The organism is Nostoc sp. CMAA1605 (assembly GCF_021596505.1).
Taxonomy (GTDB): domain Bacteria; phylum Cyanobacteriota; class Cyanobacteriia; order Cyanobacteriales; family Nostocaceae; genus Trichormus.
In genome coordinates, this window is sequence record NZ_PJIZ01000049.1 from 24888 (window position 1) to 50831 (window position 25944).

Below are 25944 nucleotides of genomic sequence, written 5' to 3' on the forward strand. Positions count from 1 at the left end.
AAAACACAATAATTTAATGAGTCATTATTATATCTAAATGCACCATGTATATTTTCTGAATCGGAAAACAAAGTTTTTAGCCCCCGTCTTAACAAGAAATTTGAGAGCTTTGACGTTTGGGTTTACTGTACGGCGTTAAAGATAGACCAACTATCATTTTTAATGAAGACCGACTTACCTCTTAACCCTTAAGTGCTGACTGTATCGCTTATTTGCATGAGGGTAATGAACTCATTGAGGTATTTTCGTATGTCATCTGGGAATACTAAGTCTAAATAAAGTTTTATCTTCCTATGTATCTTCCCATGAGTGATAGTTTAAATACTTACACGGTTATTATGCTCGGCCCACGAGGTTCTGGTAAAACTGTATATCTGGCGAGTATGTATAAAAAGTTGTCTACGCAAGGCAAACAAGGTTTTTTCTTGGAAGTTGATAGCTCAGAAAAGCGTAAGCGTCTCCATAACATATACACTCAAATCGCCATTGATGAAAAATGGCCAAAAGGAACAACTTACGATGAGGTATCAGAATGGACTTTCACCTGTCGTGTTCAGACAGAAAATCTCAATATTTATTCAGCTTGTCGATTTAAATATCTGGATTATGCAGGTGGCAGACTTACAGACGAAATGGAAGATGAGGATACTTCTTTTGACAATAAACTTAAAAATTCTGATGCTTTATTAGGGATTTTAGATGGTCAAAAACTAAAGGCATTAATGCGTAATGAAAATCTGGGAAAATTTTGGTTAGTCAACGAACTACCTAATATGTTGAACATAATGCAAGGCAGTCAAAAACCCATTCATTTTGTTATTAGTAAGTGGGATACCCTCATCAATGAATATAGCTTAGAGCAACTACGAGATCGTTTGCTAGAGATTGAGGAATTTAGAAACTTAATTCAAGCACGTAATGAAGCCCGTTTACCAGTTCGGCTGATCCCGATTAGTTCAGTAGGCATGGGCTTTGCAGAACTTCAACCAGATGGAAGTATGGCTAAAACAGGCAGCTTACCTAATCCATTTTTAGTAGAAATGCCTCTAGCCTGTATTTTGCCTGACATGATTAAAACTACCTTAGAAGAATTGATTAAAAAGCAAGAAGGACTAAGCAAACCAATTGAAGTTAAACCTAATTTGAGTTTTTGGGAAAGGTTAAAACAAGTTGTTGGAGGCGTAGGAAAAGTTGGTATTGGCATAGTAAAAGAATTATTGCCGAAAAAATACAGGTTTGCTGAAGATATTTTAGAGGATTTAATTGATTTTCTAGATGATCTGGAGAAACCAGCCCAACAAAAACGAGAAGCAGCAGCAAAAAGAACAGAAGAACTCCGTCGTAAACAAGCCGAATCTCAAAGAAAAGTTACTGATGAAGCTACAGCACTGAAGCACGTTGTTAATTGTTTTATTTCGCTTACTGATGAACTTGAATCTAAATTTCCTGGATCTAATCTAAAAAAACTCTAGACAACCAAACATTTTTATGAGAGATATTCAAGCTTGGGCTTTTCTGGTTGGGTGTAATCAATACCTTGACTATAGAACCATAGTTGCTCCCAGCTTTATGTGTGAATCAAAAACGTCAAGCCTACTAGCTAAAGCAGCAGGTGGAGACTTAACAGAAATTGGAACGGCCTACTACCGTGAAATTCATAATTCTAAAGTGGGTGATCTCACTTTGGTTTTCCGTGTCATTGAAGCAACATCGGAAAATACAGGAATTGAAGGAAAGGGAGTTTTGAAAGATTCATTTGGGAGAGAAATTAATTTAATAGAAGGTATTGTTTTGCAAGGATTACAACCTGGTATTGTAGTCACCCAGGAAAATCTAGAAGAAATTCATCAAAAAATGATAGTTCACTATCAGGATTTTTGGAATACTACAACTTCTCAACCTGCTATTCAATCAGAAAATTGTAGGTTGCGGACAAATATAGTGACAAATATCCGTTTGCGTTATCATCTTCTTAAAGAATATCCGGTTAACTCTAATCCTAAGAAAACTATAGAAAATAATATATCTAACTTAAAACACCAAGAAAAAGCTCAATTATGGATTGGCCAACTTTTTAAAGAGCTTGGGAATGAAATCACTTCAGTTGCTTTTTTTAAAAATGAAAGTTATTTTGTTATTAGATGTGACAGAAATGTTTTACATCAGAATGACTTGCTTAGTCAGCAGAGTGTTTTTATTTGTAATATTAATTGTCAAGTAAATTATAGCTTCCAAGGTGAATATGTAATATCTAAACTAAATCATTATACTCCTGTTGTTGTCAGTTATGATCAAAAATATATTGCAAGTGCAATGATTGAAACTCCAGAACAAAATGTTGTTAAAGTTTGGGAAACAGAAACTCAAAAAGAAATCAAATTTTATGGGCATTTACCAGGATTTTGGAATCGAATTAATGCCCTGGCTTTTGTACCTAATATACCTTATCTCATAAGTGGTGGTAAAGACTCAACTCTTTTTATTTGGGATTTAAAAAGTAATTGCATTATTAATAAAATTAAGACTCAAAATATTATTTTTACAATAGCAGTTAGTCAAAATCAAGGACAAACAATTATTGTTGTTGGACAAAATGGAGGAATGATTACAGCGTGGAATCTAGAATTTCAAGATGAAATATATCAGGTGCGTGGACATAAACTAAAAGTAAAGTCACTAGCATTTAGTCCACAAGATAATATATTAGCGAGTGGTAGCGAAGATACAACTATTAAACTTTGGAAGTCAACTACAGGAGAACTTATTTCTACACTTGGCTATCATTTAGATTCAGTCAATTCAATAGTTTTTAGCCCTGATGGTCAAATACTCGCTAGTGGGAGTGATGACTGTACTATAAAACTTTGGGATGTTTACAGACGAAAAGAAATCGCTGTTCTAACAGGACATACTAAAGCAGTAACATCAGTATCCTTTAGCCCTGATGGTCGAACTTTGGTAAGTGGAAGCAAAGATAAAACAATTAGATTATGGGAACGTTCGTCAGTTTAGAATAAAAGTGCAGTCAAGTGAGCTTGTAAAATGCCTTCCCCGTTCCCTGGTATGGACCCGTATCTTGAAGGCTATCTGTGGAGTGACGTACACAACGCCCTTGCTAGCAAAATCCGCGCTTTTCTCGCCCCACAGTTGCGTCCTAAATATGCTGCAAGGCTAGAAGTGTATGTTGTGGAAGATATTTCCCCTGCTAGTGAAATTGGTATTTTGTACCCAGATGTTGAGGTATTAAAGATTAGAGAACGTCGTAATTTAACTGCTTCCATTCCCGCATCAAATACTGCTACAACCCCTGCACCTCTGACACTTCCGGTTATCCAACCTGTTGCAGTCCGCATCCCCACAGTCGAAATTCGGGATACAGCCAACAACCGACTAGTCAGCTGTATCGAAATTCTCTCCCCCGTTAACAAACGTGAACCAGGTATTACTGACTATCGGAAGAAACGACAACGTTTATATAATGCCAACGTTCATTTAATTGAAATTGATTTGCTGCGTCGGGGAAATCGACCATTTAATCACCCCCGTCTTCCAGATGTTCCCTACTTGATTACCTTAACGCGGGCTGGTTCTGGTTTAATTGATGTGTGGCCTGTGAAGTTGCAGGATAACCTACCAACAATACCCGTTCCGCTTTGCGAAGGCGACCCCGACGCTGTACTGGAACTGCAAGCTGTGCTGAATGCTATCTATGATGAAGCTGGGTATGATTTATCTATAGACTACAGCCAGCCGCCACCGCCACCAGCCATAAGTTAGTCAAGACCTAAGCTTATGAACCAGGGCTAAAGCCCTTACTACAAGCCAGTTAGTCTGAGAATATCAATTATTCTAAACCCAACTGCCTTTTTAACGTCACAGGAACGTTTAATGCTGTCTCTAAACCCCGCACGCCCTCCCATTGCTGCTTTTCACCCCAATGACTGACTTCTAAGTTGGCTTCGGTGACATCTGTATCATCAAGAATACTGTAGGTGAGATTAGCTGCTGTTAAGTCTGCACCATTCAGCATGGCACCACTAAGGTTACTACCAGTTAAATTGGCACTATTGAGGTTAGCGAAACTCAAATCTGTACCTAAAAGTACCGCATCACTTAAGTCTGCGCCGGTTAAGTCAGCTTCACTGAGAATACCACCACTCAAGTCAGCATCGTTGAGAATGACGCGACTGAGGTCAACGCCACTCAAGTCAGCACCTAAGAACATAGCACCGTTGAGTTGAGCATCGCTGAGTTTGGCACCGTTGAGTTTAGCATAGCTGAGGTCGGCGGACACGAGGCTGGCTGCGCTTAAGTTAGTGCTGAATAAGATTGTGTCGCTGAGGTTGCTACCATTGAGAACAGCACCAGATAAGTCAGCCCCACTCAAGTCAGCACGACAAAGATCAGCGTGGTTGAGGTGAACATTTTTTAGGTTAGCATCACTGAGATTTGCCCCAAACAGTATGGCGTTGGTGAGGTTGGCGCGCGAGAGTACAGCATCTCGGAGGTTAACACCACTCAAATTAGTGTGACAGAGTTCAGTATCATTGAGTTGACAGCTACTCAAGTCAGCTCGACTGAGGTCAGCACGGCTCAGATTTGCCCCTGTGAGGTTTGCCCCTGTGAGGTTAGCACTGCTGAGGTCTGCATGAGAGAGGTTTGCCCCTTGGAGATTTGCCCCACTAAGATTAGTGTCGCCTAGATTAGCACCTGCTAAGTTAGCATCTTGAAAGTTGACACCCGTCAAGTTAGCATCTCCTAGATATGCTCCAGTCAGATTTGCGCTACTCAAATTCACACCTGTAAGATTGGCATCACCTAAATATGCACCTTGCAAGTTAGCACCTTTGAGAAATTCCCCAACAATGTTACTAAAATTACCAATTTCTATGGCATCACTATAATTAATTATCCGCAGCAGTTGAGATGTGAAAAAGCTCTCTGTGTCAGGTTCTCCAGAGGGATAAAAGTTAATTTGATGCTGTAAATCTTCTTGCTTCTGGGCATAGCGATGGATTTCTAGGAGCAAAATCAATACATTTAAACCTGTATATATATCTACTTGTCTTAGCCCGATCGCCTGATTTTGTGCTACCATTGCCATCAGTTTTTGCTGTGGTAGGTTATCGCTAGGAGGTGCATCGATAAATTCTCCTTGACACCAAAGCTGATAAAACACTAATAAACGGTGAAATAGTGCTATGGGTTGCCACTGCTGGGCTAATATCAACGATTTTGTCAGTTTATCTACTATTTCTACTGTCAAGGCACTGCTGCCCAACAAATCATAAATTTCTGTATACAGTTGGCGATCGCTCAGATGAAACTCGTTATCATTTCCTGTGTTTGTCCACGTTTCTAATTTAGTTTGTAACTCTTTAAGGAAAATGTCTTTCTGTAAATTGTCTTGATTAATTTTGACCTTTGGCTCTATGTTTTGCTTGTAGTTTCTAGGGTTGAAAATCTGTGATGCTATTAAGTGTTTTTTAAGTGGTCTATCTTGTGACCTAGTGCTTTTAACGTAACTTTGTAGTAGTTTCCAAACTTGGGGTAATTGTGACATTTTTTTAGCCATTAATACTAATTATTTTTGATTATTAAGATTTTAGAAGTAGGAGACTAGGAGTTAAAGCTTTTTGTCTTTCGTATTTCCTGTAAGCTAGCTAGAAAGTGCTGTTAGGGTGATGGGGTTTTCGCCTATGGTGATTGCCAATGTTTGATTGTGAGGTTTCCTTGTGATTAGCTGATGGGAAAGACTGAATTAGTATCTTTGGCTTCAGTCTGTATTGGATAAAATCTATCTTTTTAGGAAAGCTTTATAAATTAATCATCAGTCATTAAGTTTAGTTAGCTATCTACAACATTTTGAGTAGCAAAGCATTTTTTTGATTAAAATGGAATTTTTAAACTGATCCGGGAATGGTTTTGATGCTGAAATCATTTGCTCAGGAAGTGAACACGGAAGAAGGAATAAAAATATACTGATTTCCGTTCAGAAACCAGATATAAGTCCTATAATTTCGTAATTGTTTCAGAAAAACTAGTCATTTTCAACTATTTTGACTAAAATATGGTATCTCGTGAAGCTAATTTAACTACGCCCATGCCAAAATAATCTGTGATGTTGGCGAACCAAAGGATTGTTATAAAAAATACTACAACACAATTACACAACAAGAATAAAAATATTTATTAAAAGTATCTTGATTGGCAAATTGTCTGGGACTGGTTGGTTAAAACTAATAGCTACCAGTAAAAATATCTATTGGGCATCAAGTTAATTGATTATAGTAATTAGGGATAAACTAAATGAAGAGGTTAAGTTTTTATGTGATTGTGCTGCATAGTTTTTTGTTAACGATCGCCACGGCTCAAGCTCAATCACTGCCTCAGAAGATCAATCATCAAAGCTATAAAAATAGACAAAATATAGCTACTAATTTTCAGGGAAATATCACTCAAAAACCACATATATATAAAATACCTCAAAGACCATCCAAGCAATTAGTAACTTCAACTCTTAAGTTAACTCCGCAATCTGTGGTGCAGCCACCGCAACAATTATGGGTAATAGATCAGCAGCAAAAGGTAAAAAGTCAATCTTTCTATTGGCTAGCACAAGATTTTCAAACATCATGGACACAACCATTACTCAAAACTGGTAAACCAACAGATACACCAGAAAAAAAACCACAGATAGAGTCTAAACCAGCGAAGAAGGATGACTTAGAAGCATTTGACGAAGTTATTAAAGATACGGAAAAGATAGACGGTTTATTTACTTTATATCGCCATAAAGAAAAGAATAAAATCTATTTAGAAATTAAGCCAGAACAACTGAATAAAAATTTCTTAGCTACTACTACCCTAGAATCTGGAATTGGAGAAAAGGGAATTTATAGTGGATTGCCATTGCAAGAATTTTTATTTTATTTCCAACGGGTGGATAATAAATTAAATTTCGTGGTTCGTAATGTGAATTTTCGCACCCGTGAAGGTGATCCGCAAGTGCGATCGCTAGCTAGGTCTTTTAGTGATTCACTACTATACTCTGTGACTATCAAAAGCATTCATCCCCAACGTCAAACCATATTGATTGACTTGGGTGATTTACTCCTGACAGATTTAGCCGGATTAGGTTTGAGTATAGGCGTTGCCCCCAATCCTGAGCAATCCTATTTTGGTAATGCTAAAGCCTTTCCCCAAAATCTGGAAGTGGAATCAGTGTTGAATTTTGCGGGCATTACAGGCAAAAATAATGAAACTCTCGATGTGTCATCTTTAGCTGACAATCGTGGTTTTACACTCCGCGTCCACTATAGCCTGTCGCAATTACCAAATAATAATTATCGTCCCCGCTTTGCCGATGAACGTGTGGGCTATTTTATCACCGCCTATCAAGACTTATCGAAAAGCGATCGCGATGATCCCTTTGTCCGCTACATTAATCGTTGGCACTTAGAAAAACAAAACCCCGAAGCAGCGATATCTCGTCCGAAAAAGCCGATAGTCTTTTGGATTGATAACGCCGTGCCGCTAGAGTATCGTGATGCCATTAGAGAAGGGATACTCATGTGGAATCAAGCCTTTCTCAAAGCCGGATTTCAGGATGCTATCGAAGCCAAACAAATGCCAGATAACGCCACTTGGCACCCGGCAGATATCCGCTACAATACCATTCGCTGGATTAACACTGTAGATGGTTATTTTGCAATGGGGCCATCCCGTGTTAACCCCTTAACTGGGGAAATTTTAGATGCAGATATCTTAGTTGATGCCAGTTTTGTCCGCTTTCTCAAAGGCCAATATGAAAAACTGGTACAACCTAATCAAGCCCCAAATCGCACTACCCTCACAGAATTAATCCGCGATCGCCGTTTGTGTCAAAATCGTCTTACAAACTCAGATAATAGCCAAGCTGATCAAATCTTACAGCGATTATCCCTATTAGCCAGTAAATACGATGTGTGCTACGGCATAGAAGCCGCCAATCAATTTGAGTTTGGTGCTATGGCGATGTCGTTATTACAAGACAAACCCCCCTCCCAAGAAGAAGTTAAACAGTATACCCATGAATATTTACGTTTAATTATTGCTCACGAAGTCGGTCATACTTTGGGTTTACGTCATAACTTCCGGGGAAGTAACTTCCTTTCCCCAGAAGAAATGAATAATCCTGAAATTACTCGTACCAAAGGTTTGACTACTTCGGTAATGGATTACATTCCTCCCAACATTGCCCCCCAAGGGAAAAAACAGGGGGATTATTTTCCCAAAATGGTTGGCGTTTATGATGAGTGGGCGATTAAATATGGTTACACAGTCACTCACGCCCAAACCCCCATCGCCGAAAAGCCGATATTACAAGAAATCGCCAGCCAGTCTGAAAAACCAGAGTTGAGTTACGCCACTGATGAGGATGTCTCAGTGCTTGATCCCACCGCCGATGCTTGGGACTATAGTAGCAATGTCCTAGTTTATTCCCAGTGGCAACTAGATAACTTACGGGTGATGTGGGAACGTCTCAACCAGCGTTACCCAATGGCAGGAGATAGCTACAGTGATGTCAGATACAGATTTAACACTGTTATTGGCAACTACTTAAATAATATTTTCTACACCACAAAATATATTGGTGGACAGTCTTTTTATCGGATGCAAGCTAGAGAAATTTCATCTAGCAACTTGGGGAATTCGTCACCCAGATTACCGTTTACTCAAGTTCCAGTCGAAAAACAAAGACAAGCTTTAACAACTGTGCAGAAGTATGTGTTTGCTGAAAATGCTTGGAATTTTCCCCCAGATTTAATTAATAAATTAGCACCTTCGCGGTGGCGACATTGGGGGAGTTTTCCTGTAGTTGGGCGTTTAGATTATCCTGTGCATGATTTGGTGTTGCTATTTCAAGGGGCAGTTTTAAGGGACTTACTTTCAGGTAGTCGCCTTTCCTTACTAAAAGACATTGAACTCAAAAGCCCACCCAATAAAGCCCTCACTTTACCAGAATTATTCGATACTTTACAAACTGGTATTTGGACTGAAGTCATGCAACCGCAAAGAGGAACGCTGAAAATCACAAGTTTCCGGCGCGGCTTGCAAAGGGAATATTTGGATATTTTAATTGCTATGGTGTTACGCAGAGAACAAGTCCCAGAGGATGCCCGTTCAATTGCTTGGTATAAACTTAAACAATTAAATGAAAGACTGCAACAGGTGAATACTAATGATGAGTATACCAAAGCTCATTTATTAGAAACACGCGATCGCATCGAAAAAGCTTTGAATGCACCCTTGCAAAGTAACTAATAGTCGCTACTATACAAGAAAAGTCATGTCATGATCCAGAAGTAATAGCAGAAGCTTTACGTCGCTATCCCCTACACACTACCCTGATTCCAGTAAACACCACCGGTAAACTTTTAACAGGGAGCAGGGAATAAGAAATGAAAGTGTATTTAGTTTTTTCCAGAAATCAACTAGGAGTCCTACAGATAAACGAAAATACAGTAAAAATACTGTAGCTTGAAGCTATATAAGAAACTTAAATTGAAAATCATAGAGATAGATTTCCCATATATCTAGAGTTTCCCAACTGACACACAACAGGTTTAAGTGTACTGAATTATGTAGAGAGTGCTTTACAGTAGTTTATTATAAGCAACCAAATTTCACCTATGAGTAATAATATTAATATATGCAGTGGATTATTGCAGTTGAATTATGCTGAAATTAAAAGTAAAATAACTAATCAAAAATTATTTGGTTTAGATGTATTACAACAATATTTGTTTCGTTTTTGCGAGGCTATTATTACCGGTAATAATTCTATAGCAAGCCAATTGAATTTTTATGATATTTCGCCATCTGTTCTACTTTATGGACAACCCAATACAGGCAAAACTACATTATGTTATTTACTTTTTAATCAAATTAAAGAAGAAGTAACTAATGACATAAATTTTTATACTCTAAATGTTGGTAGAATGCTTGATCCAAGTTTAGGTCAATCATCACGTAACCTGGAACAAATATTCAAAGAACTAAAAACTATTTGTATAGAAGGAACATCAATATTTCTACTATTGGATGAACTAGATACATTTTGTATGAGTCGTAGTCGTACTCAAGAACATGATGCTGTTCGTAGAGCGATGACAACTTTAATGTTAGAGATGGATCAACTTAAATTAGAAAGACATTTGCTACTATTTGGAATTACCAATGTCCCATACTTATTAGATACAGCAGTAGTGCGTAGATTTGCTATAAAAAAATCAATGAATTTAAATTTATCTTTGGATTACTTTGAGTCTTATATTGATTATCTAAATAAGCCATTAAATTTAACTTTAACTAAAGAAGAAATTGATAAAATATATGATATTTACCAACGTCGATCTTTTAGTTGTGGTGATATCAAGGGATTATATCAAACTTTATTCATAGACAGTTTATGTACTGAAAAATCAGTATCTATGAATCAACTTTTGATTAAAGCCTTTGAAACTGGCTTTTCGAGTGGAGAACATTTGCAAGCATTATCTCAGGAGCTATCACAATGACTGATGAAGATAAAATGATATACAAACTGACAGTACATAAGAAGTTTATTGGTTGGGTCATTGAAAAATTGAAGGAAGAGGGTATTGCTGCAAAAAGAACAACTGGGAATGATCCAAATGGTGACATACTGATTATTAATCCTGAAGATGCCCCCCTAGTAAAAGAGATAGTACGTAAAATTCAAAATAAATATAATAAGTAAATTAAGGGCAAGCTAATGCCACATATTGAAATTAAAACGCGGAAGCTAATTGATTCGACCTTAGCACAGAAGATGGTTGACAAAGGTACAATAGTATCGATTTTAACAACTGGGAAGATTACTAAACCTGCTAAGGATTTGTTTGATCATGCTGGTATAGCATGGGCAGAAAACATTCCTGAAAGAGAGTTTATGGAGATTGAAGCTCAGGAGGAAGGCTAATGTTAGAAATCAGCTTGTATTCAGAAAATAGTCAACCACCACACATTATAGAACTATCAGAAGAGATTTATGAGTGGTTGGCTAAGTCTGATTTCTCTAAAATAGGCAAATCCGTCACTAGAAAAGTTTTTGTAGAGGGTGAGCAAGAAAAACTGCCATTAGTTAAGCTATCAAAAGAAAATAGGAAAAAACTCAGAAATTTTTTAGGCGAGGAGATTATCCGTGAAAGTGATGCTGTACTCACTAGGCTTGGAGACTCACCATCAAAAAAAGAGTATCAAGATGGCACTAACAAACTGAGGAAACTGCAAGAGCTACTTAAAGGAATAGAAAATTTACAATATCAGTATCTTCAGAGATTTTAGTCTTTGACGCTGGTATGGTAATATTGTTCAGCTTGGGAGATATTTAGCTGTAACAGCCTTTCTTCTCCCAATTGATACTCAATACTAGGTTTAACAGGCGATATCTTTAGACTGTGAATAATTTCTTGAGCTACGGCTTTAGCTAGTAAAGGCGGTACAGAATTCCCGACTTGACGAAAACCATGCCATTTGGTGATGTGGAATCTAAACCAATCTGGGTAAGAATGTAGACGCGCAGCTTCCCGCACAGTGATACATCTGGGGGTGAAAGGGTGAATTGGTCGAGGCGAGGTAAAAGAACCTTTATATTTATCCGTTCCCGCCCTCAAGGTATTGCACACACCAGCCGGATGTAACTTATGAAATCTGCTGATGGGTTCTCTCTCTCCTTGGTGAGTCTCCTGAAAACGTTGTCTTGTAGTTTCTGAATGATTTGTTCTCAGACTGGAAGAAAGAATTCGGGTGTCAAATTGACGAGGATAAGCATAATTATCTGTGGTGGTTTTGATTCCGCGCATTACCTCAGCGTAAATACTAGGTTTTTTATATTCTGCTATTACCCAATCTTTATGTAATAACTCAAAATAATCTTCCGCCTCTGGTAAATCGCCGATCGCTTGCCAAACTGTGGGACAAATTGGTAATTCTGAGTTATCAGATAAATTTGGCTGGGGTTTGGCTATTTGGGTAATTGGCTGGGGATAATTAGGTAAGGTGATATCTTTTCTCGCACCCAGCAAAAATAATCTTTCTCGCGCTTGGGGGACACCATAGTTAGCAGCGTTAAGAATTTGATATTGTTCTTCTACTTGATAGCCGTAAGCTTTAAATTCATCAATTAGTAATTTCAGGATTTGTTTGTGTTCACCAATGGTAATTCCACGAACATTTTCCATCACAAAAAACTTTGGTTGTAGCTCTAAAACCAACCGATGAAAATGAAACACCAAAGAATTACGGGGATCATCAAAAATTCGTTTACCCATCAAAGAAAAACCTTGACAGGGAGAACCGCAAATTACTGCATCTATTTCTTGATTACCAATTAGCGATCGCTCCCTAATTTCCATCCCAGTTGTCTGTTCTACACTTTTACAAAACACCGTGCAGAATGGAAAATTAAACTCATGGGTAGCACAGTGAATTGGATCAATTTCCACCGCCGCCAACACATCAAAGCCAGCCTGCTCAAACCCAAGCGTCATTCCACCCGCACCCGCAAACAAATCTACTGCGATGGGACGGTTTTGAGTGCTGAGTGGTGAGTGCTGAGTGGTGAGTGCTGAGTGCTGAGTGCTGAGTGCTGAGTTCTGGGTGCTGGGTGCTGAGTTCTGAGTGGTGAGTGCTGAGTTCTGAGTTCTGAGTCTCATTGCTAACTTTGAGGCTGATTGATTAACCCTGATTCACATTTAAGCTTTTTAATTAGCGATTTTTATCAACGTTTAAGACGAATTATGGTGTCTCAAGCATATTTTGGCAACAGGGCTGAATTCAAAATTTAAGATTCAGAATCATCACTACCATTTTCCACTCAACTCACCACCCAACACTCCCTACTCTCTACTCAGCACTCAGCACTCAGCACTCTCTACTCAGCACTCCCAAGCATTTGCAAAATTTCTTGAGCTGCGCGATCGCACACTCCCAATTCTCCCAAACACTGGCGCATTTGTTGGTAATCTGCCAAGGTTTGCTCTCGCTTTTGAGGATTCAGCAATAATTCCATTGCTGCTTGAGTAATGTTTTCTGGGGTGGCTTGTTCTTGCAATAACTCCGGCACAATTGGTTTCATCACCACTAGGTTAGGTGGCGATGCAAAGGGAATAGAACCTCTCAGGATAGTTCTAGCAATCCAGGCGGTGACGGGATGTAAACGATACACTACCACCTGCGGCACGTTTAATAAAGCCAGTTCTAAGTTGACTGTGCCAGATTTGGTAATGGCGAAATCAGCCGCCGCAAATACTTCTTTTTGTTTACCTGAGAGGATTGTTGCCCTCAGTCCATAACTTTTCACAGCCTCTTCAATGGGCTTTCTGTAAACTTCCAACGACAGGGGAATCCAAAAGTGAGCTGTTGGTAGTTTGCTTTGGATATTTTGGGCAGCTTGAAAAATTACTGGTAGTAAATATTTTAATTCTTGGCTTCTGGAAGCTGGCAGAAGTGCGATCGCTATCTGCTCGGCATCAATTCCCAATGTAGCACGGGCTATTTCCCGGTTAGGCGCGTCTTGCATCCGGTCAATGAGGGGATGACCTACCCAAGTGACATTCGCCCCATTCCGGCTAAAATAGCGGGCTTCTTCTGGAAATATTGCCAATAACTTATCGGTAAATCCCACAATCCGAGAAGTATTTTGCAAACTCATCGACCATACCCACTCCTGCGGCGCGATGTAGTAAGCCACAGGCACATTTGGTAAATGCTTTTGCATATAACTACCGATGCCAAGATTCGGCCCCATGTAGTCGATTAACACTACTAAATCGGGAGGATGTTGTTTTAAATAGGCGATCGCCTGACGCTGTACTCTTAAAGTGGGCAAAACATAAGGCAAAGATTCCAGAATACCCATCGAACCGATACCACTGGTATTCCCTAAAATCTTTGCCCCAGCCGCCGCCATTTTGTCACCACCCAAGGCGACAATCTCCAATTCTATACCCGTAGCCACAGCTTGACGCTGCAACGCCGCAATCAACAGCGAGCCTTGCAAATCGCCAGAAACTTCACCAGTGCTAATAAATATTCGCATTGAAAATCCAAAAGTTAGGGATTAGGGATTGGGGACTGGGGATTGGGGACTGGGGATTGGGGACTGGGGACTGGGTAATAAATTCTACCTTGTCTACCTTTTCTCCCCTGCCCCCTGCCCCCCTGCCTCCTCTGCCCCCTGCCTAAGACTCATCACTCCCGCTTACTCTCCCTCTGCCGGGAATCAAGCCTCGTCTTCCTGGCATTTGGGACAGTAACAGGAAGCGGCGGAGGTTTTGCAGGGTTTCGGTGTCTCCCAATGATTCGAGTTGTTCTAAAGCTTCTTTAAAACTGAGACTAGAACGGTAAAGTATGCGAAAAGCTTTTTTGAGTAGTTGTAACTCGTTGCTATCAAATCCTGAACGTTTCAATCCTACTAAATTCAGGGTTCTAATGCGTCCTGGGTTGCCTTCTACGAGCATATAAGGCGGCACATCACGATCAATGCGTGCCATTCCTCCTACCATTGCGTGTTTACCGATGTGTACGAATTGATGCACACCTAAAACGCCGCTTAGTCTGGCACGTGACTCTATATGAACGTGTCCAGCCAGGGCTACGGAGTTAGCAATAATAACTGAGTCTTCAATTACACAGTTATGAGCTACATGAACATAAGCCATCAGTAGGTTGTCATTGCCAATGATGGTGGCTTCCCCTGCACCGGTGGCGCGGTTAATGGTGACGTACTCGCGAATCAAATTGCGATCGCCTATTCTTACCCAAGTCGGTTCGCCAACAAACTTGAGGTCTTGGGGTTCCATCCCGATGGCTGCACCAGGAAAAATTTGATTTCCTACGCCAATTTCACAAGGCCCTTCTATGACTGCGTGCGCGCCAATAATAGTGTCAGCACCCACTTTGACGTTTGCTCCGATCACAGCATAAGCACCGACTTGCACCGTTGGGTGTAGTTCCGAGTTTGGATGAATTACAGCAGTTGGATGAATCAGGGTTTTCAAGGGTCAATCTCCAGAACTGTCTTGATAAGCCAGTGCCTTGCTTTGCTGCCAAAGTAGAGACTCCTGGCGTAACTGAGTGTGTGATTCTTCATAAGAAGAAGGTCGGGCAAGTGAATGTGTGAGGTCGGCGAAAAACAATCAATTTTGGATTTGGGATTGATGATTTCGAGATTTTTTTGCCAATCAGTAGTTAAGAAGGTACTGAAGAAAATCATCCAAAATCGCCAGTTGAAAATCTCAAATCCTTTGGTGGCGGTTTTATGTAATTAGTCTTCTGTCTGGGAAATTTAAAACAGTTTACGGCTATACTCTCCACCACATCGGTAGATTTTAGTTAACCATAGAAAACATTAATTCGCCTTCAGCAGCCAGTTGACCGTCAACTTCTGCACGGGCTTGCATTTTGCTGAAACGACGCTGTTTAATCCATAACAGTTCCACTGTCATGGTTAGCTGGTCTCCTGGTACTACCTGACGGCGAAAGCGGACTTTATCTATACCAGCAAAAACAAACAGTCCCTTTTCTGAGTCTGGTAATTGTCTTAAAATCACACCCCCTACTTGAGCCATTGCTTCTACAATTAACACACCTGGCATCAGTGGTCTACCTGGGAAGTGTCCCTGAAACTGCGGCTCGTTAAATGTAACGTTTTTAATACCTACAGCCAGTTTACCTGGGACATAGTTGATAATTTTATCTACAAGTAGGATTGGATAACGATGGGGCAGTAGCTCCAGAATTTCTTCTGGGCTGAAAGTTGTCTGAATTTCAGGTGCAGCTGCATCAGGAGATGGATCTGCGATCGCGCTATGACTATTGACTTCAGATAGGGTTGACATGGGTGGTGTAATTGAATTCGACTTTGGGATTTAGTTGGGATGGGGAATTTCAACCATCAGCTAGAATTTTTTGCGCCAGCTGAATATGTAAATTATGACTGGCTTTGTACGCCAAAAAATGCGCGCAGGGAAAATATCCCAATAAACTCAAATCCCCTACTAAATCCAAAATTTTATGCCGGACTGGTTCATTTGCAAATCTTAATGGCGGATTTACCCAACCTTCAGCACCACAAACCAGGGCATTATCTAAGCTACCACCTTTAATTAACCCAGATTTTTGTAAATATTCAATTTGATGCGCTAACCCAAAAGTCCGTGCTGGGGCTATCTCTTCACTAAAGCTCAAACTAGCTTGTGCTGCATCGCTAACTTTACACCAACTATGCCATTGATTACCAATCGCTGGTAAATCAAAATCAATCCCGTAGCTAAAGCGGGTTTCAGAAGCTGGGATTGCCGCTACAAAGGCATCATCTTGACGAATCCAGATAGGCTGTTCTACGGTGATGGGGCTTTGGGGTTGAGTAACTGCTTGGGGAGTCAAACCTACTTGTGCAATGCTATTTGCCCATATCCGCGCCGAACCATCTAAAAGCGGTACTTCTCCCCCATCAATTTCTATACGGGCATTATCTACACCCATTCCCGCCAAAGCCGCCAATAAATGTTCCACTGTGCGAACCGATACATCCCCCTTACCCAGTTGTGTTGACAGAACAGTTTGACTCACAGCCGCAACTTGGGCAGGAATAATAGGCGAATCCGGCAAATCGACCCTGACAAAATAACGTCCACTTCCCGCATCCGCCGGTAGTATCCGCACTTGGGTAGTAACACCGCTATGGAGTCCCACACCAGTTTGAGTAATTGCCGCAGCCAGGGTGTGTTCTAGCATAGGCACGAACTCAGTATAGATAGATTGTTGTTTTTCATATGCAGTCTTGGTAAAACCCTGAGCAAAAAATTAAATGGGATTGGGGATTGGGGAGGTAGAGGGCAGGGGGCAGGGGAGATAAGGTAGACAAGGTAGAATCTTTTACCTAATGACTAATGACTAATGACTAATGACTAATGACTACCCTAGAATCTTTCGCCAATACCAAAGTTAATCCGGCTTTCACCATCGTCATTGATACCGTAGTCGATACGGATTGGGCCAAGGGGTGATTGTACACGCACACCTAAGCCGTAGCCGTAGCCTGTGCCGTTTTTGTTTAATACCTCAGCCGCTCTGGTGGTAGTGCCTAAGTCGCTACCGACATCAAAGAATAACGCGCCACTGATAACTGAGAAGACAGGGAAACGATATTCTACTGATGCTTGGACGTAACTGCGTCCACTGCTTAATGTGCCTTCTTCGTAACCGCGCACGGAGTTACTACCGCCAAGGGTAAAGGCTTCATAGGGAGGTAAATCACCGAAGACTGTACCGCCTTGGATATTAAAAGCTAGGGTTTCGGGGCCTTTGGTAAAGCCTGTAAACTTCACGGGTAAATATTGGCTGTAGCTACCCCGTAGTCTGGTGAGAAAGATACTACCTGAACCAACGGGTACTGATTGGTCTACACCAAAACGCAGGAAAGAACCGCTAGTAGGTTGTAAAGCATTGTTACGGCGATCGCGTTGCGCTCCTAACTGTAGGAACAATAAATCATCTTCTCCTGTACCAGAAAAACTCAGGGGAATATTTTCACTGGTGCGGTTGCCGTTATCATCAAATACTGCCCCCTCTTTTCTCAAGTTACCGTCAGCATCACGGGTAGTTACTCGTTGATACTGGAATCCGGCTGAAGCAGTCCATTCGGCTCTTTCGTAAGGATTACTAGATAAAGGACGAGTGAAGGTTATACCACCACCAAAGCGGGTGACACGGGGGCGGTCTTGCTCATCAGTGTTAGTAATATTATTCGGGTCAAATGTTCTAATGTCGTTATCTTGACCGTCAAAAATCAAGGAAATAGAACGGCGACGGAAGATATTGGCTGTGTAGGAAGTCCGGTAAGGATCGCCTGCAATCCAAGGATCTGTGAAGCGGAGGTCAAATAGTAACTCCCTTTCACCCACCTGTAATTCTGCGCCTAGTTTTTGGTTTCTACCACCCAGGTTTTGCTGCTGATAGCTGATTGTACCGAAAAGTCCACTCGCAGAACTAATACCCGCACCCGCCGCAATAGAACCACTACTACGCTCAACGACATTCACGACTACATCAACTTTACTGGGGTCAGTTCCAGGGTCAAGGGAAACGTTGACATCTTCAAATAATCCTGTCCCGAATACCCGTTGTAGGTCTTTTTGCACGGTGTTGCGGTTAAATACTTGTCCTGGCTTTAACTCTAGTTCCCGCTTAATTACATACTCTCTGGTGCGGCCTTTAATTGGTTCACCTTTCTCGTTGACATCTTGACCTTCTTTGTTACGGAAGCGGACTTTAATGTTTTCTACCACGCCTTCCGCTACTTGCAGGGTGACAACTCCACTTTCGGAAACTTGTGGCGCGCCCACGACGTTGGCTAAAACATAGCCTTGGTCTTGATATCGCTTGGTTAGTTGCTTGATACCCTCTTGTAAGTCCCGCAAGTTGAGGATTTTGCCGTATTGTTCACGGAAAATTGCATCCGCCGTCCCAGATGGAAGTACAGAAGCAACTTCAGTACCTGGGTTAGCTTGTACTTCTACTTTAGTTAACACAGGGTTGGGCTGGACAACAAAACTTACCCTGACACCCAAGGGAGTATCCTCTGGCGTAGCTTGGACATTAGAGAAGAACCCAGTAGCGAAAATAGCGTTAATGTCTTCTTGCAGTTGGGTACGGGTGGTTGTCCGTCCTGGTTGGGTGCGGATGACATTATAAACTTGAGTTTCTAATTCTGGAGCGAGTTGTCCTGTTTGCGATCGCACCAACACTTCTGATACCAACACACGGGGTTCTGTAGTTTCTTGGCTGTTGCTGGGAGTGTTGAAATTATCCTGTGTTGCGGGAGGATTAGTAGAATCTGGTGTTGGGGTTGTAGGTGTATTTGCAGGTTCTGTTGTTGGGGTTGTGGGTGTTGTTTCTAAGGTTGGTGTATTTGCGGGTTCTGTTGTTGGGGCTGTTGGGGTTGTTTCTAATGTTGGTGTGTTTGCAGGTTCTGTTGTTGGGGTTGTTTCTAGTGTCGGGGTTTCTGGTTCTGTTGTTGGGGTGGTGGGTGTTGTCTCTGGCGTTGGTGTAACAGGATTTGTAGCTGGTGCTTGTACTAGTTGACTAGCTGTTCCTTGGTTACTTAATGCTGTTTTTGTAGTTGTTATTTTTAACGGAGACGAAGAAATAACTACAGGGGATTTAAAAACTGATTTTTGAGCATTTAAATCTTTGGTAGTAGCAGATGAGACTGAAATAGTGGGAAGAGAATTAGATTTTTGAGCAGTAGAATTTGGGGTTGTAGCAATTTCTATAGTCGGTACAGTTACTTCTTTTGTTACCGTTGCTGCGGATTTTGTCGATTTCTCGTTGGATGATAAAGCAGCCTTAGCAGAATTATCCGCAGTCGGAGTTTCTGCCAAGTTTTTCACTTCAGTCAGTTGGGGCTGCTGTTCTAGTGCAGTTTCAACCTGTTCTAATTGTTGATTATTGGCACCTGGGACAACTTCTGCTGTTACCTCTAAACTGTTAGGAGTTTGGGCATTAGCACTCAAAGAGCCGGTTAAAGGTGCTGTAATCGCTACAGCTGTCACTAATACGGGAGATAAACGCATTTTACTTATATTCCTCTTCACATCCACACACCATCACGATAATTAGGGATTGGGGACTAGGGACTTGTACTGAGCTTGTCGAAGTATTGGGGATTGGTGACTATTACACAATATTCTTTCCCTAATTCCTCACTCAGCACAGGCTAACGCCCCACTTTTCTCAAAACACTCAAAACTCATTACTCATTACTCATTACTCATTACTCATTACTCATTACTCAGCACTCAGCACTCAGCACTCATCACTCATCACTCATCACTCATCACTCAGTTTCTACCGCTTGCAACACCCTTTGTAAAACCTCCTGATAAGCATCTTCTACATTCCCCAGGTCTTTACGGAAACGGTCTTTATCCATAACACGGCGATTAGGATCTGTTTCCGTGACATTCCACAAACGACAGGTATCAGGACTAATTTCATCTGCCAAGAGTAAATTGCCTTGTGAGTCAACGCCAAATTCTAGTTTGAAGTCAACGAGGGTGATACCGCAGTCCAACCAGAATTTCTGAAGAAATTCATTAATTTGCAATGCTAGATGAGTAATTGCATCTACTTGTTCCGGTGTAGCTAGTTCTAGTAGTAAAAGGCGATCGCGTGTTAGTAGTGGATCACCTAATTGATCGTTTTTATAATAAAACTCTACTAGGGGCTGCTTTAATACTGTACCCAGTTCTAACCCTGTTTGTTGACACAGACTTCCAGCCGCAATATTACGGATAACTACTTCTAAAGGTAGGATTTTTACTGCCTTCACGCGCATTTGGTGAGGCGCAGGGCTATCTATATAGTGTGTTTTAATACCAGACTTTTCTAACTGCTGAAACAGTTGGCTAGAAATACTACAGTTGATATTGCCTTTACCAAGGATACTTCCCCGCTTTTGGGCATTAAATGCAGTTGCATCATCCTTGAAGTCAGCTAGTAAAACTTCAGGATCATCAGTTGCATAGAGAATTTTTGCTTTGCCTTCGTATAGCTTGGAATTAACAGACATGATGGAGGGTAAGATTTTAGGCGATGGACAGCTTTTGTAGCTTTCGGGCTTCACCATTTTATCTTTAGTTATTCCCTATTAGCTATTCAAGTCTGGGGATTGGGGATTGGGGACTGGGGACTGGGGATTGGGGACTGGAAAGCAGGCAAGGAAAACTGATAACGAGTGACTATGACACTCATAACTAATAACTCATCACTCAGCACGCTGCTCAACGCGCCGCTTCCGCTAACAGCACTCAGCACTCATTACTCAGCACTCAGCACTCACAACTCAGCACTCACCAGACAGACAATTATATGAGAGCGTAGGGATATGTAACCTGCAATAGAAGAGAATTATTTTTAACTATGATATTTGTAGGGTTCAATTGTTTCGGAGATGCCGAATATTTGTATATATTGATACTTAAATTTTTGTTGCACAAAGAAAAGTTACATGACAATTATGTAACAGATGAAATATGATGAAACAAACTTTATTAGGTGAATAGTATCTACAACCCAAAAGGTATCGAGTTTAATACATACAAGACCAAAAAGCATTTTCAAACTATTACGCAGATTTTATTGCTAAATAAAACCATAAACATTACCTAAGTTAATAGTAGTTATACTTAAAAAAACAAAAGTTAGGATAAAAATACTACTAGAAATTTAGCGTTAATGATGGAAATCAAACGGGAGTTGAATAAATGGAGAAAAAAATAGTGAGTAAAGACAATTTTCTCTACCCTCGTGGTCGTTACTATGGTCAAGTTAAGCCAGAAAACTTGGTTTTTAATGCTAATCTCCAAGAATTTGCCCAAAAAATCAGTTACATCTGTAATCTAGAAACGTCTGGCAAATTAAAACCAGAGGATGCTTACGAACAAATTAAAGCCTTGTGGAAAAACTTAAAGCGGACAAAAAAACAGTTACAAATTGGTGAAAACCCGTTTCAAGATGAAGGTGAAAATCCTGAAGAGTCATGAAATGGAAATTGGGCATTGGGCATTGGGCATTGGGCATTGGGCATTGGAAACAACCAATAACTAATGACTATTGACTACTTCACCGTGATTGTCCAAACACCATCCCAATTATCTGAAGGCGGTGTATGTTGGTAGTTATAGGCGCGCTCTAGTTGCAAAATCACTGCTTGATCTGTGGGTTTGATGTGTTTGGCTGCCTCAAAACAGGCGATCGCTCCTGTAAAATTACGAGATAAGTAAGCTTCACGGCCAGCGTGGTAGTGAAACAAAAACTCCTGGGTATTATCGTCTAAGGGAGTTGTGCGATCGCTAATGAGTTCGTAAATGTTTACGGCTTGGTGTTTACCTTTGACTCGGATTTTATCTAATTGACGTACCCAAATGCGATCGCTGCATAGTTGATAAGTGAATTCACTTAAAATAATGTCACAACCATATTCTTTTGTGACTGTCTCTAAACGTGAACTTAAATTTACACCATCACCAATAACTGTATAGTCCATCCGTTTTTGAGAACCGATATTTCCTGAGACTACTTCCCCAGAACTAATACCAATACCAATATTAATTTTCGGTTGGGCTTGGATAATGCGCCGTTGGTTAAATTCTTCTAAGCGTTGGCGCATATCTAAGGCTGATTGTACTGCGCGCCAAGCATGATTTTCGGTTAGTGGTAGGGGCGCGCCAAATACAGCCATTAGCGCATCACCAATAAATTTATCTAAAGTACCTTCGTAGTTAAATACTGCTTCTACCATTGTTTCAAAATACTGGTTTAGTAGTGATACTACTTCCGCCGCACCTAGATTTTCTGTCAATGTAGTATAACCACGGATATCAGAAAATAAAATTGTTACCTCTTTTCGCTCACCTACCATCAAAGCATCTTCTCCCACCGCCATTACTTGTTCAGCAACGTGGGGAGTTAAATAGCGATACATAGCAGTTTTTAGGCGTTTCTCTTGGCTGATATCTTCTAATACAACCAAACCACCCCTGACTCCACCTTCTGGATTAGTTAGGGGATTAACAGTTAAATTAATACTACGGTCTAGAATGCTAATTTCTTCTGATGTGAGAAACTTGGACTGGGGAGTTAAGGGTAAATTCCAGGGAATGAAAATATCAGGATTAGTGCGATCGCGCACTGTCAAAATAGAATATTGAGCCTCACTAGTGAGTATACCTTCAGTATTTTGTAATTGATAAATTCCCAAGGTCAAACTTTGCTCTGGAACATAATGTCTAGCACCAGTTTTTAAACTATCCTCTAAACGCATTTGTAAATTGTCTACTGGTACAACCTCCCACACTAGGCGACCAATTAAGTTATGTTCCCACAAAATTTTATTACTTTTATAGTTAACATCTCCTAAAGGACAACCCAATAACTCTAAGGCTGCATCATTTATAGTGACTATGCTACCAGCCATATCTGTAGAAATTACCGCATCTGATAAACTTTGCAGTATATCTTTTTGGTATTGTTTTTCTAACAGCACATTTTCAAATAAACGGGCATTTTCTAAAGCTATTCCCGCCTGAATATTAAAAGCCCGCATAAACTCTTCATCAGACGCAGTAAAACTTCCTTGTTGTTTATTAATTAACTGTGTTACACCTATTAATTCATTGGCAGAATTAAATACTGGTAAACATAAAATATTGCGGGTTAAATAACCCGTCCTTCTATCTGTAGTCGGGTCAAATCTTGGGTCTTTATAAGCATCAGGAATATTCAGGGCTTCCCCTGTGGAAGCTACATAACCAGCAATTCCCCGACTAGTTGGAATCCGAATTTCCATCAAATTTTGCGTATCTGCGGCGGCTGCTACTTTTGTCCACAATTCCCCCATTTCTTTGCGGTACAAAAACAGCGTACTGCGGTCAGCCTGCATTAAAATTCTGGCTTGTTCCATCACTATTTGCAAAGTAGCTTCTAAGTCTAAACTTTGCCCCAGTGTTTGAGTCGCCCGTAAAAGTGCTGTTGCGCCTCGTTGGTTACGTGCAGCGACATAAAAAGATTGACAAGTTTCTAAAATAATGCCAATAGATGCGGCAAAATCCCGAAAATGTTCTTCATCTTCATGATTAAAAGGTGTATCACCAGTTTTATTTGCTAGTTGAACTACCGCAACCACTTGACTTTTGCTACTCACAACAGGCATACACAAAATATTGTGAATTGTATAGCCCATTTGTTTTTCCAAGTCAGGACTAAAAAGAGGATGAGTTGCAGTTTCTCCTATGTTTAAATATTGACCTGTGCTAGCGACATGACCAGGAATTCCAAAAGTAATAGGAGTGCGAATTTCTAGGAACTTTTGTCCATTATCTTGAGGAACTTTTGACCACAATTGACTTTTATCGTGGTCAACTAAAAAAATTGCTGTATGTTCTGCTTGAAGAATTTGACCAATTTTCAGGGTGATTGCTTCTAGAACTTTTTCCAGCATATTTTCTAGAGCTTCATTATTAATGAGTTCAATAGCTCTGAGAAATTGCTGAAATTCGGCAGTAATAAAGTCTAGTAAACAAACAAATTCATTAACAGAAAGGTCTTTCACCCGCCGCAATAAAGCGTGGGTGCGATTCACTTGAGTCAGTTCTGTTAATGTAGCCAAGACGCTACCAGGATTAGGAAGAGTCATTAGTTTTTAGTCAATAGTCAATAGTCAATAGTCAATAGTCAATAGTCAATAGTTATTAGTTATTAATCGATTGATAATTTTTTACCTTGTCTACCTTGTCTACCTTGTCTCCCAATCCCCAATCCCCAATCCCCAATCCCTATTCCCTAATTCCCGTAACCTGTAACCTACTCCCTGTAGTCTTGCCATACAGGATTTTTTGATAATAATCTTGTAGTTGCTGTGTAGCAGCAGCCCATCCCCATTTTTCTGCTTCTCGGCGGGCGTTTTGTCGGATGGTTTCGCGTTCTTGTTTGTTTTCTAATAGCTTAACAGTTGCGTCAATAGCATCTTGAATGTCAGCTTTAGGATTGAAAAGATATCCGTTGACACCATCTGTCACAATGTCGGGAATACCGCCAGAACGTGCGGCGACGACGGGACAACCTGCGGCCATGGCTTCTAGTAATACTAAACCTAGTGTCTCGGTGCGGGAAGGGAAGATAAAAGCATCAGCACTGGCGAAGGCTGAACCTAACTCTCGTCCCATGAGATAGCCGACAAAATTAGTATTTGTTCCTGCAAAGTGTTTTTCTAAGGCTTGGCGATGGGGGCCATCTCCGACTAGGGCTAATCTGGCTTGGGGAATGGCTTCTAATATGGGTTTAATGCGCTCAATTTCTTTTTCGGCAGAAAGACGACCTACATACAATAATAAGGGGCTTTCTGGGTGATTTTGGCTGAGGCGATCGCGCATTTCTAAACTGGCTAAATCGGGGTGAAATAATTCTGTATCTACTCCCCTCTGCCATAAATCTACTCTTTCAATGCCATGTGATGAAAGTTCTGTCATCATGGCGGTAGAAGTACATAAATTTAAAACTGCTTGATTGTGCGCCCCTTTCAAGAGTTCCCAAAGTAATCCTTCTAACATTCCTAAACCGTAATGTTGTAGGTATTGGGGTAAATGAGTATGATAAGAAGCAACTAAGGGAATTTTCAGGACTTTACTGTAAAAAATCCCCGATAAACCCAAAACAGCCGGATTGACAACATGAATAATATCTGGCTGGAACTGTTCTAGAGTGTAGCCGATGGCTGGACGGGGTAATGCCATTTTCAACTCTGGATACAAAGGCAAAGGAAAGCCACTCACACCGTAAACTTTCGCTCCTTTGTGTTCAGTAATTCCACCCTCTGGCGCAACTACTAAAACTTGATTTCCTTGACGTTGTAGGTGGTCAACGGTGTGACGTAGGCGTGTCACAATGCCGTCAACCTTGGGTAAAAAGGTTTCGGTGAATAAGGCAATTCTCATAGGAAATTATTCATGCTGAAGAAAGGGTACAGGGGTGTAGGGGTTTAGGGGTTTAGGGGTTCATAACCCTTACACTGCTTACACCCTTATACCCCTAGAAAGTTCAAAAGCTATTGACTCTAGTGCTTTTTTAATTTCTATGCCAGGAAACTTTCGGTAAAATCTGCTTTTTATCAACGCGTTGCTGGTATTTTACAGCAAAGTTCAGCAGAGAATCCAGAAGAGAATCAGAGAGATAATGAGGCTGTAAACCTAAATCCAGCAATTTAGTGTTTTTAGCGTTGAAATAATGTTCTTCTTTCTCAACTCTGGGATTATCTAAGTTACTGATTTCGACATTGAGTCCCAAAGCATTACCGGCTTTTTTCACCATTAACGC

At 40.6% G+C, this 25944-nt stretch carries 21 protein-coding genes and 1 pseudogene; 11 read left to right on the top strand and 11 right to left on the bottom strand.

The features are described from left to right. Positions 1-305: 305 nt before the first annotated feature. The 3 genes from CV014_RS17290 to CV014_RS17300 are packed head-to-tail and all read left to right on the top strand — an operon-like array spanning position 306 to position 3777. Entirely contained in the window at positions 306-1472 is a 1167-nt protein-coding gene (locus CV014_RS17290) for a hypothetical protein (protein WP_236143159.1), read from the top strand. Positions 1473-1488: 16 nt separating this feature from the next. Further along, a complete protein-coding gene (locus CV014_RS17295; RefSeq protein ID WP_236143160.1) occupies positions 1489-3012 on the top strand; it encodes a WD40 repeat domain-containing protein in 1524 nt (507 codons plus the stop codon). Between the two features lie 30 nt (positions 3013-3042). Further along, the gene (locus CV014_RS17300; protein ID WP_268964762.1) at positions 3043-3777 is read left to right on the top strand and encodes a DUF4058 family protein; all 735 of its coding nucleotides are present in this window, start codon (positions 3043-3045) and stop codon (positions 3775-3777) included. A gap of 67 nt (positions 3778-3844) precedes the next feature. On the opposite strand, the gene CV014_RS17305 is transcribed toward CV014_RS17300, so the two are convergent. Beyond that, positions 3845-5563: a pentapeptide repeat-containing protein gene (locus tag CV014_RS17305; RefSeq protein ID WP_236143162.1), complete on the bottom strand. Its 1719-nt coding sequence runs from the start codon at positions 5561-5563 to the stop codon at positions 3845-3847. Positions 5564-6309: 746 nt separating this feature from the next. Between CV014_RS17305 and CV014_RS17310 the strand changes: the two genes are divergently transcribed. The 5 genes from CV014_RS17310 to CV014_RS17330 all read left to right on the top strand — a co-directional run bounded on the left by CV014_RS17310 (position 6310) and on the right by CV014_RS17330 (position 11352). After that, a complete protein-coding gene (locus CV014_RS17310; protein WP_236143163.1) occupies positions 6310-9306 on the top strand; it encodes a zinc-dependent metalloprotease in 2997 nt (998 codons plus the stop codon). A 368-nt stretch (positions 9307-9674) separates the two neighbouring features. Next, entirely contained in the window at positions 9675-10562 is an 888-nt protein-coding gene (locus CV014_RS17315) for an ATP-binding protein (protein ID WP_236143164.1), read from the top strand. After that, positions 10559-10765 carry a hypothetical protein gene (locus CV014_RS17320; protein WP_236143165.1) on the top strand — a complete coding sequence of 69 codons (207 nt, stop codon included), beginning with the start codon at positions 10559-10561 and terminating at the stop codon, positions 10763-10765. The genes CV014_RS17315 and CV014_RS17320 overlap by 4 nt, the downstream gene beginning before the upstream one ends. A gap of 15 nt (positions 10766-10780) precedes the next feature. Then, complete coding sequence (locus CV014_RS17325; RefSeq protein WP_236143166.1) at positions 10781-10987, top strand: hypothetical protein; 207 nt, start codon at positions 10781-10783, stop codon at positions 10985-10987. Beyond that, positions 10987-11352: a hypothetical protein gene (locus CV014_RS17330; RefSeq protein WP_236143167.1), complete on the top strand. Its 366-nt coding sequence runs from the start codon at positions 10987-10989 to the stop codon at positions 11350-11352. Before CV014_RS17325 ends, CV014_RS17330 begins: the two co-directional genes overlap by 1 nt. Here CV014_RS17330 and CV014_RS17335 read toward each other — a convergent pair. Both CV014_RS17335 and lpxB read right to left on the bottom strand, forming a co-directional pair. Beyond that, on the bottom strand, positions 11349-12722 hold the full coding sequence (locus tag CV014_RS17335) for a DNA cytosine methyltransferase (protein ID WP_268964763.1): 1374 nt from the start codon (positions 12720-12722) through the stop codon (positions 11349-11351). The genes CV014_RS17330 and CV014_RS17335 overlap by 4 nt on opposite strands. Before the next feature lie 218 nt (positions 12723-12940). Beyond that, positions 12941-14107, bottom strand: a complete 1167-nt coding sequence (lpxB, locus tag CV014_RS17340) for a lipid-A-disaccharide synthase (protein WP_236143168.1) — start codon at positions 14105-14107, stop codon at positions 12941-12943. Between lpxB and CV014_RS17345 the strand changes: the two genes are divergently transcribed. Then, positions 14107-14253 carry a hypothetical protein gene (locus tag CV014_RS17345; RefSeq protein WP_236143169.1) on the top strand — a complete coding sequence of 49 codons (147 nt, stop codon included), beginning with the start codon at positions 14107-14109 and terminating at the stop codon, positions 14251-14253. The genes lpxB and CV014_RS17345 overlap by 1 nt on opposite strands. On the opposite strand, the gene lpxA is transcribed toward CV014_RS17345, so the two are convergent. The 5 genes from lpxA to purC all read right to left on the bottom strand — a co-directional run bounded on the left by lpxA (position 14250) and on the right by purC (position 20644). Beyond that, on the bottom strand, positions 14250-15068 hold the full coding sequence (lpxA, locus tag CV014_RS17350) for an acyl-ACP--UDP-N-acetylglucosamine O-acyltransferase (protein WP_236143170.1): 819 nt from the start codon (positions 15066-15068) through the stop codon (positions 14250-14252). The two genes, CV014_RS17345 and lpxA, sit on opposite strands and share 4 nt — an antisense overlap. Positions 15069-15398: 330 nt before the next feature. Next, positions 15399-15908, bottom strand: coding sequence for a 3-hydroxyacyl-ACP dehydratase FabZ (fabZ, locus tag CV014_RS17355; RefSeq protein WP_236143171.1), 510 nt, complete (start codon positions 15906-15908; stop codon positions 15399-15401). Between the two features lie 49 nt (positions 15909-15957). Next, positions 15958-16806: a UDP-3-O-acyl-N-acetylglucosamine deacetylase gene (lpxC, locus tag CV014_RS17360; RefSeq protein WP_236143172.1), complete on the bottom strand. Its 849-nt coding sequence runs from the start codon at positions 16804-16806 to the stop codon at positions 15958-15960. Between the two features lie 185 nt (positions 16807-16991). Further along, positions 16992-19646 carry a BamA/TamA family outer membrane protein gene (locus tag CV014_RS17365; RefSeq protein ID WP_236143173.1) on the bottom strand — a complete coding sequence of 885 codons (2655 nt, stop codon included), beginning with the start codon at positions 19644-19646 and terminating at the stop codon, positions 16992-16994. A gap of 263 nt (positions 19647-19909) precedes the next feature. Next, positions 19910-20644: a phosphoribosylaminoimidazolesuccinocarboxamide synthase gene (purC, locus tag CV014_RS17370; protein WP_236143177.1), complete on the bottom strand. Its 735-nt coding sequence runs from the start codon at positions 20642-20644 to the stop codon at positions 19910-19912. A 171-nt stretch (positions 20645-20815) separates the two neighbouring features. Between purC and CV014_RS30140 the strand changes: the two genes are divergently transcribed. Both CV014_RS30140 and CV014_RS17375 read left to right on the top strand, forming a co-directional pair. Continuing rightward, positions 20816-20947 (top strand): hypothetical protein, encoded by a 132-nt coding sequence (locus CV014_RS30140; RefSeq protein ID WP_268964764.1) that lies wholly within the window; start codon positions 20816-20818, stop codon positions 20945-20947. A gap of 391 nt (positions 20948-21338) precedes the next feature. Beyond that, complete coding sequence (locus CV014_RS17375; protein ID WP_103139500.1) at positions 21339-21617, top strand: DUF7219 family protein; 279 nt, start codon at positions 21339-21341, stop codon at positions 21615-21617. A 74-nt stretch (positions 21618-21691) separates the two neighbouring features. Here the strand turns inward: CV014_RS17375 and CV014_RS17380 are convergent, their stop codons facing one another. From CV014_RS17380 to CV014_RS17390, 3 genes and pseudogenes are all read right to left on the bottom strand, one after another. Continuing rightward, on the bottom strand, positions 21692-24268 hold the full coding sequence (locus CV014_RS17380; protein ID WP_236143174.1) for a GAF domain-containing protein: 2577 nt from the start codon (positions 24266-24268) through the stop codon (positions 21692-21694). 139 nt (positions 24269-24407) lie between these two features. After that, on the bottom strand, positions 24408-25565 hold the full coding sequence (locus tag CV014_RS17385) for a glycosyltransferase family 4 protein (protein ID WP_236143175.1): 1158 nt from the start codon (positions 25563-25565) through the stop codon (positions 24408-24410). A gap of 130 nt (positions 25566-25695) precedes the next feature. Next, positions 25696-25944 (bottom strand): annotated as a pseudogene (locus CV014_RS17390) (NAD-dependent dehydratase); the annotation flags it as partial.

Bases quoted from the DNA above. Each gene is read 5' to 3' on its own strand.
- purC (WP_236143177.1), bottom strand. From the start codon at position 20,644: ATGTCTGTTAATTCCAAGCTATACGAAGGCAAAGCAAAAATTCTCTAT.
- CV014_RS17365 (WP_236143173.1), bottom strand. From the start codon at position 19,646: ATGCGTTTATCTCCCGTATTAGTGACAGCTGTAGCGATTACAGCACCT.
- CV014_RS17305 (WP_236143162.1), bottom strand. From the start codon at position 5,563: ATGTCACAATTACCCCAAGTTTGGAAACTACTACAAAGTTACGTTAAA.
- CV014_RS17335 (WP_268964763.1), bottom strand. From the start codon at position 12,722: ATGAGACTCAGAACTCAGAACTCAGCACTCACCACTCAGAACTCAGCA.
- CV014_RS17295 (WP_236143160.1), top strand. From the start codon at position 1,489: ATGAGAGATATTCAAGCTTGGGCTTTTCTGGTTGGGTGTAATCAATAC.
- CV014_RS17290 (WP_236143159.1), top strand. From the start codon at position 306: ATGAGTGATAGTTTAAATACTTACACGGTTATTATGCTCGGCCCACGA.
- CV014_RS17380 (WP_236143174.1), bottom strand. From the start codon at position 24,268: ATGACTCTTCCTAATCCTGGTAGCGTCTTGGCTACATTAACAGAACTG.
- CV014_RS17320 (WP_236143165.1), top strand. From the start codon at position 10,559: ATGACTGATGAAGATAAAATGATATACAAACTGACAGTACATAAGAAG.
- lpxB (WP_236143168.1), bottom strand. From the start codon at position 14,107: ATGCGAATATTTATTAGCACTGGTGAAGTTTCTGGCGATTTGCAAGGC.
- CV014_RS17325 (WP_236143166.1), top strand. From the start codon at position 10,781: ATGCCACATATTGAAATTAAAACGCGGAAGCTAATTGATTCGACCTTA.
- CV014_RS17330 (WP_236143167.1), top strand. From the start codon at position 10,987: ATGTTAGAAATCAGCTTGTATTCAGAAAATAGTCAACCACCACACATT.
- fabZ (WP_236143171.1), bottom strand. From the start codon at position 15,908: ATGTCAACCCTATCTGAAGTCAATAGTCATAGCGCGATCGCAGATCCA.
- CV014_RS17300 (WP_268964762.1), top strand. From the start codon at position 3,043: ATGCCTTCCCCGTTCCCTGGTATGGACCCGTATCTTGAAGGCTATCTG.
- CV014_RS17375 (WP_103139500.1), top strand. From the start codon at position 21,339: ATGGAGAAAAAAATAGTGAGTAAAGACAATTTTCTCTACCCTCGTGGT.
- CV014_RS17385 (WP_236143175.1), bottom strand. From the start codon at position 25,565: ATGAGAATTGCCTTATTCACCGAAACCTTTTTACCCAAGGTTGACGGC.
- CV014_RS17310 (WP_236143163.1), top strand. From the start codon at position 6,310: ATGAAGAGGTTAAGTTTTTATGTGATTGTGCTGCATAGTTTTTTGTTA.
- CV014_RS17315 (WP_236143164.1), top strand. From the start codon at position 9,675: ATGAGTAATAATATTAATATATGCAGTGGATTATTGCAGTTGAATTAT.
- CV014_RS30140 (WP_268964764.1), top strand. From the start codon at position 20,816: ATGACACTCATAACTAATAACTCATCACTCAGCACGCTGCTCAACGCG.
- lpxC (WP_236143172.1), bottom strand. From the start codon at position 16,806: ATGCTAGAACACACCCTGGCTGCGGCAATTACTCAAACTGGTGTGGGA.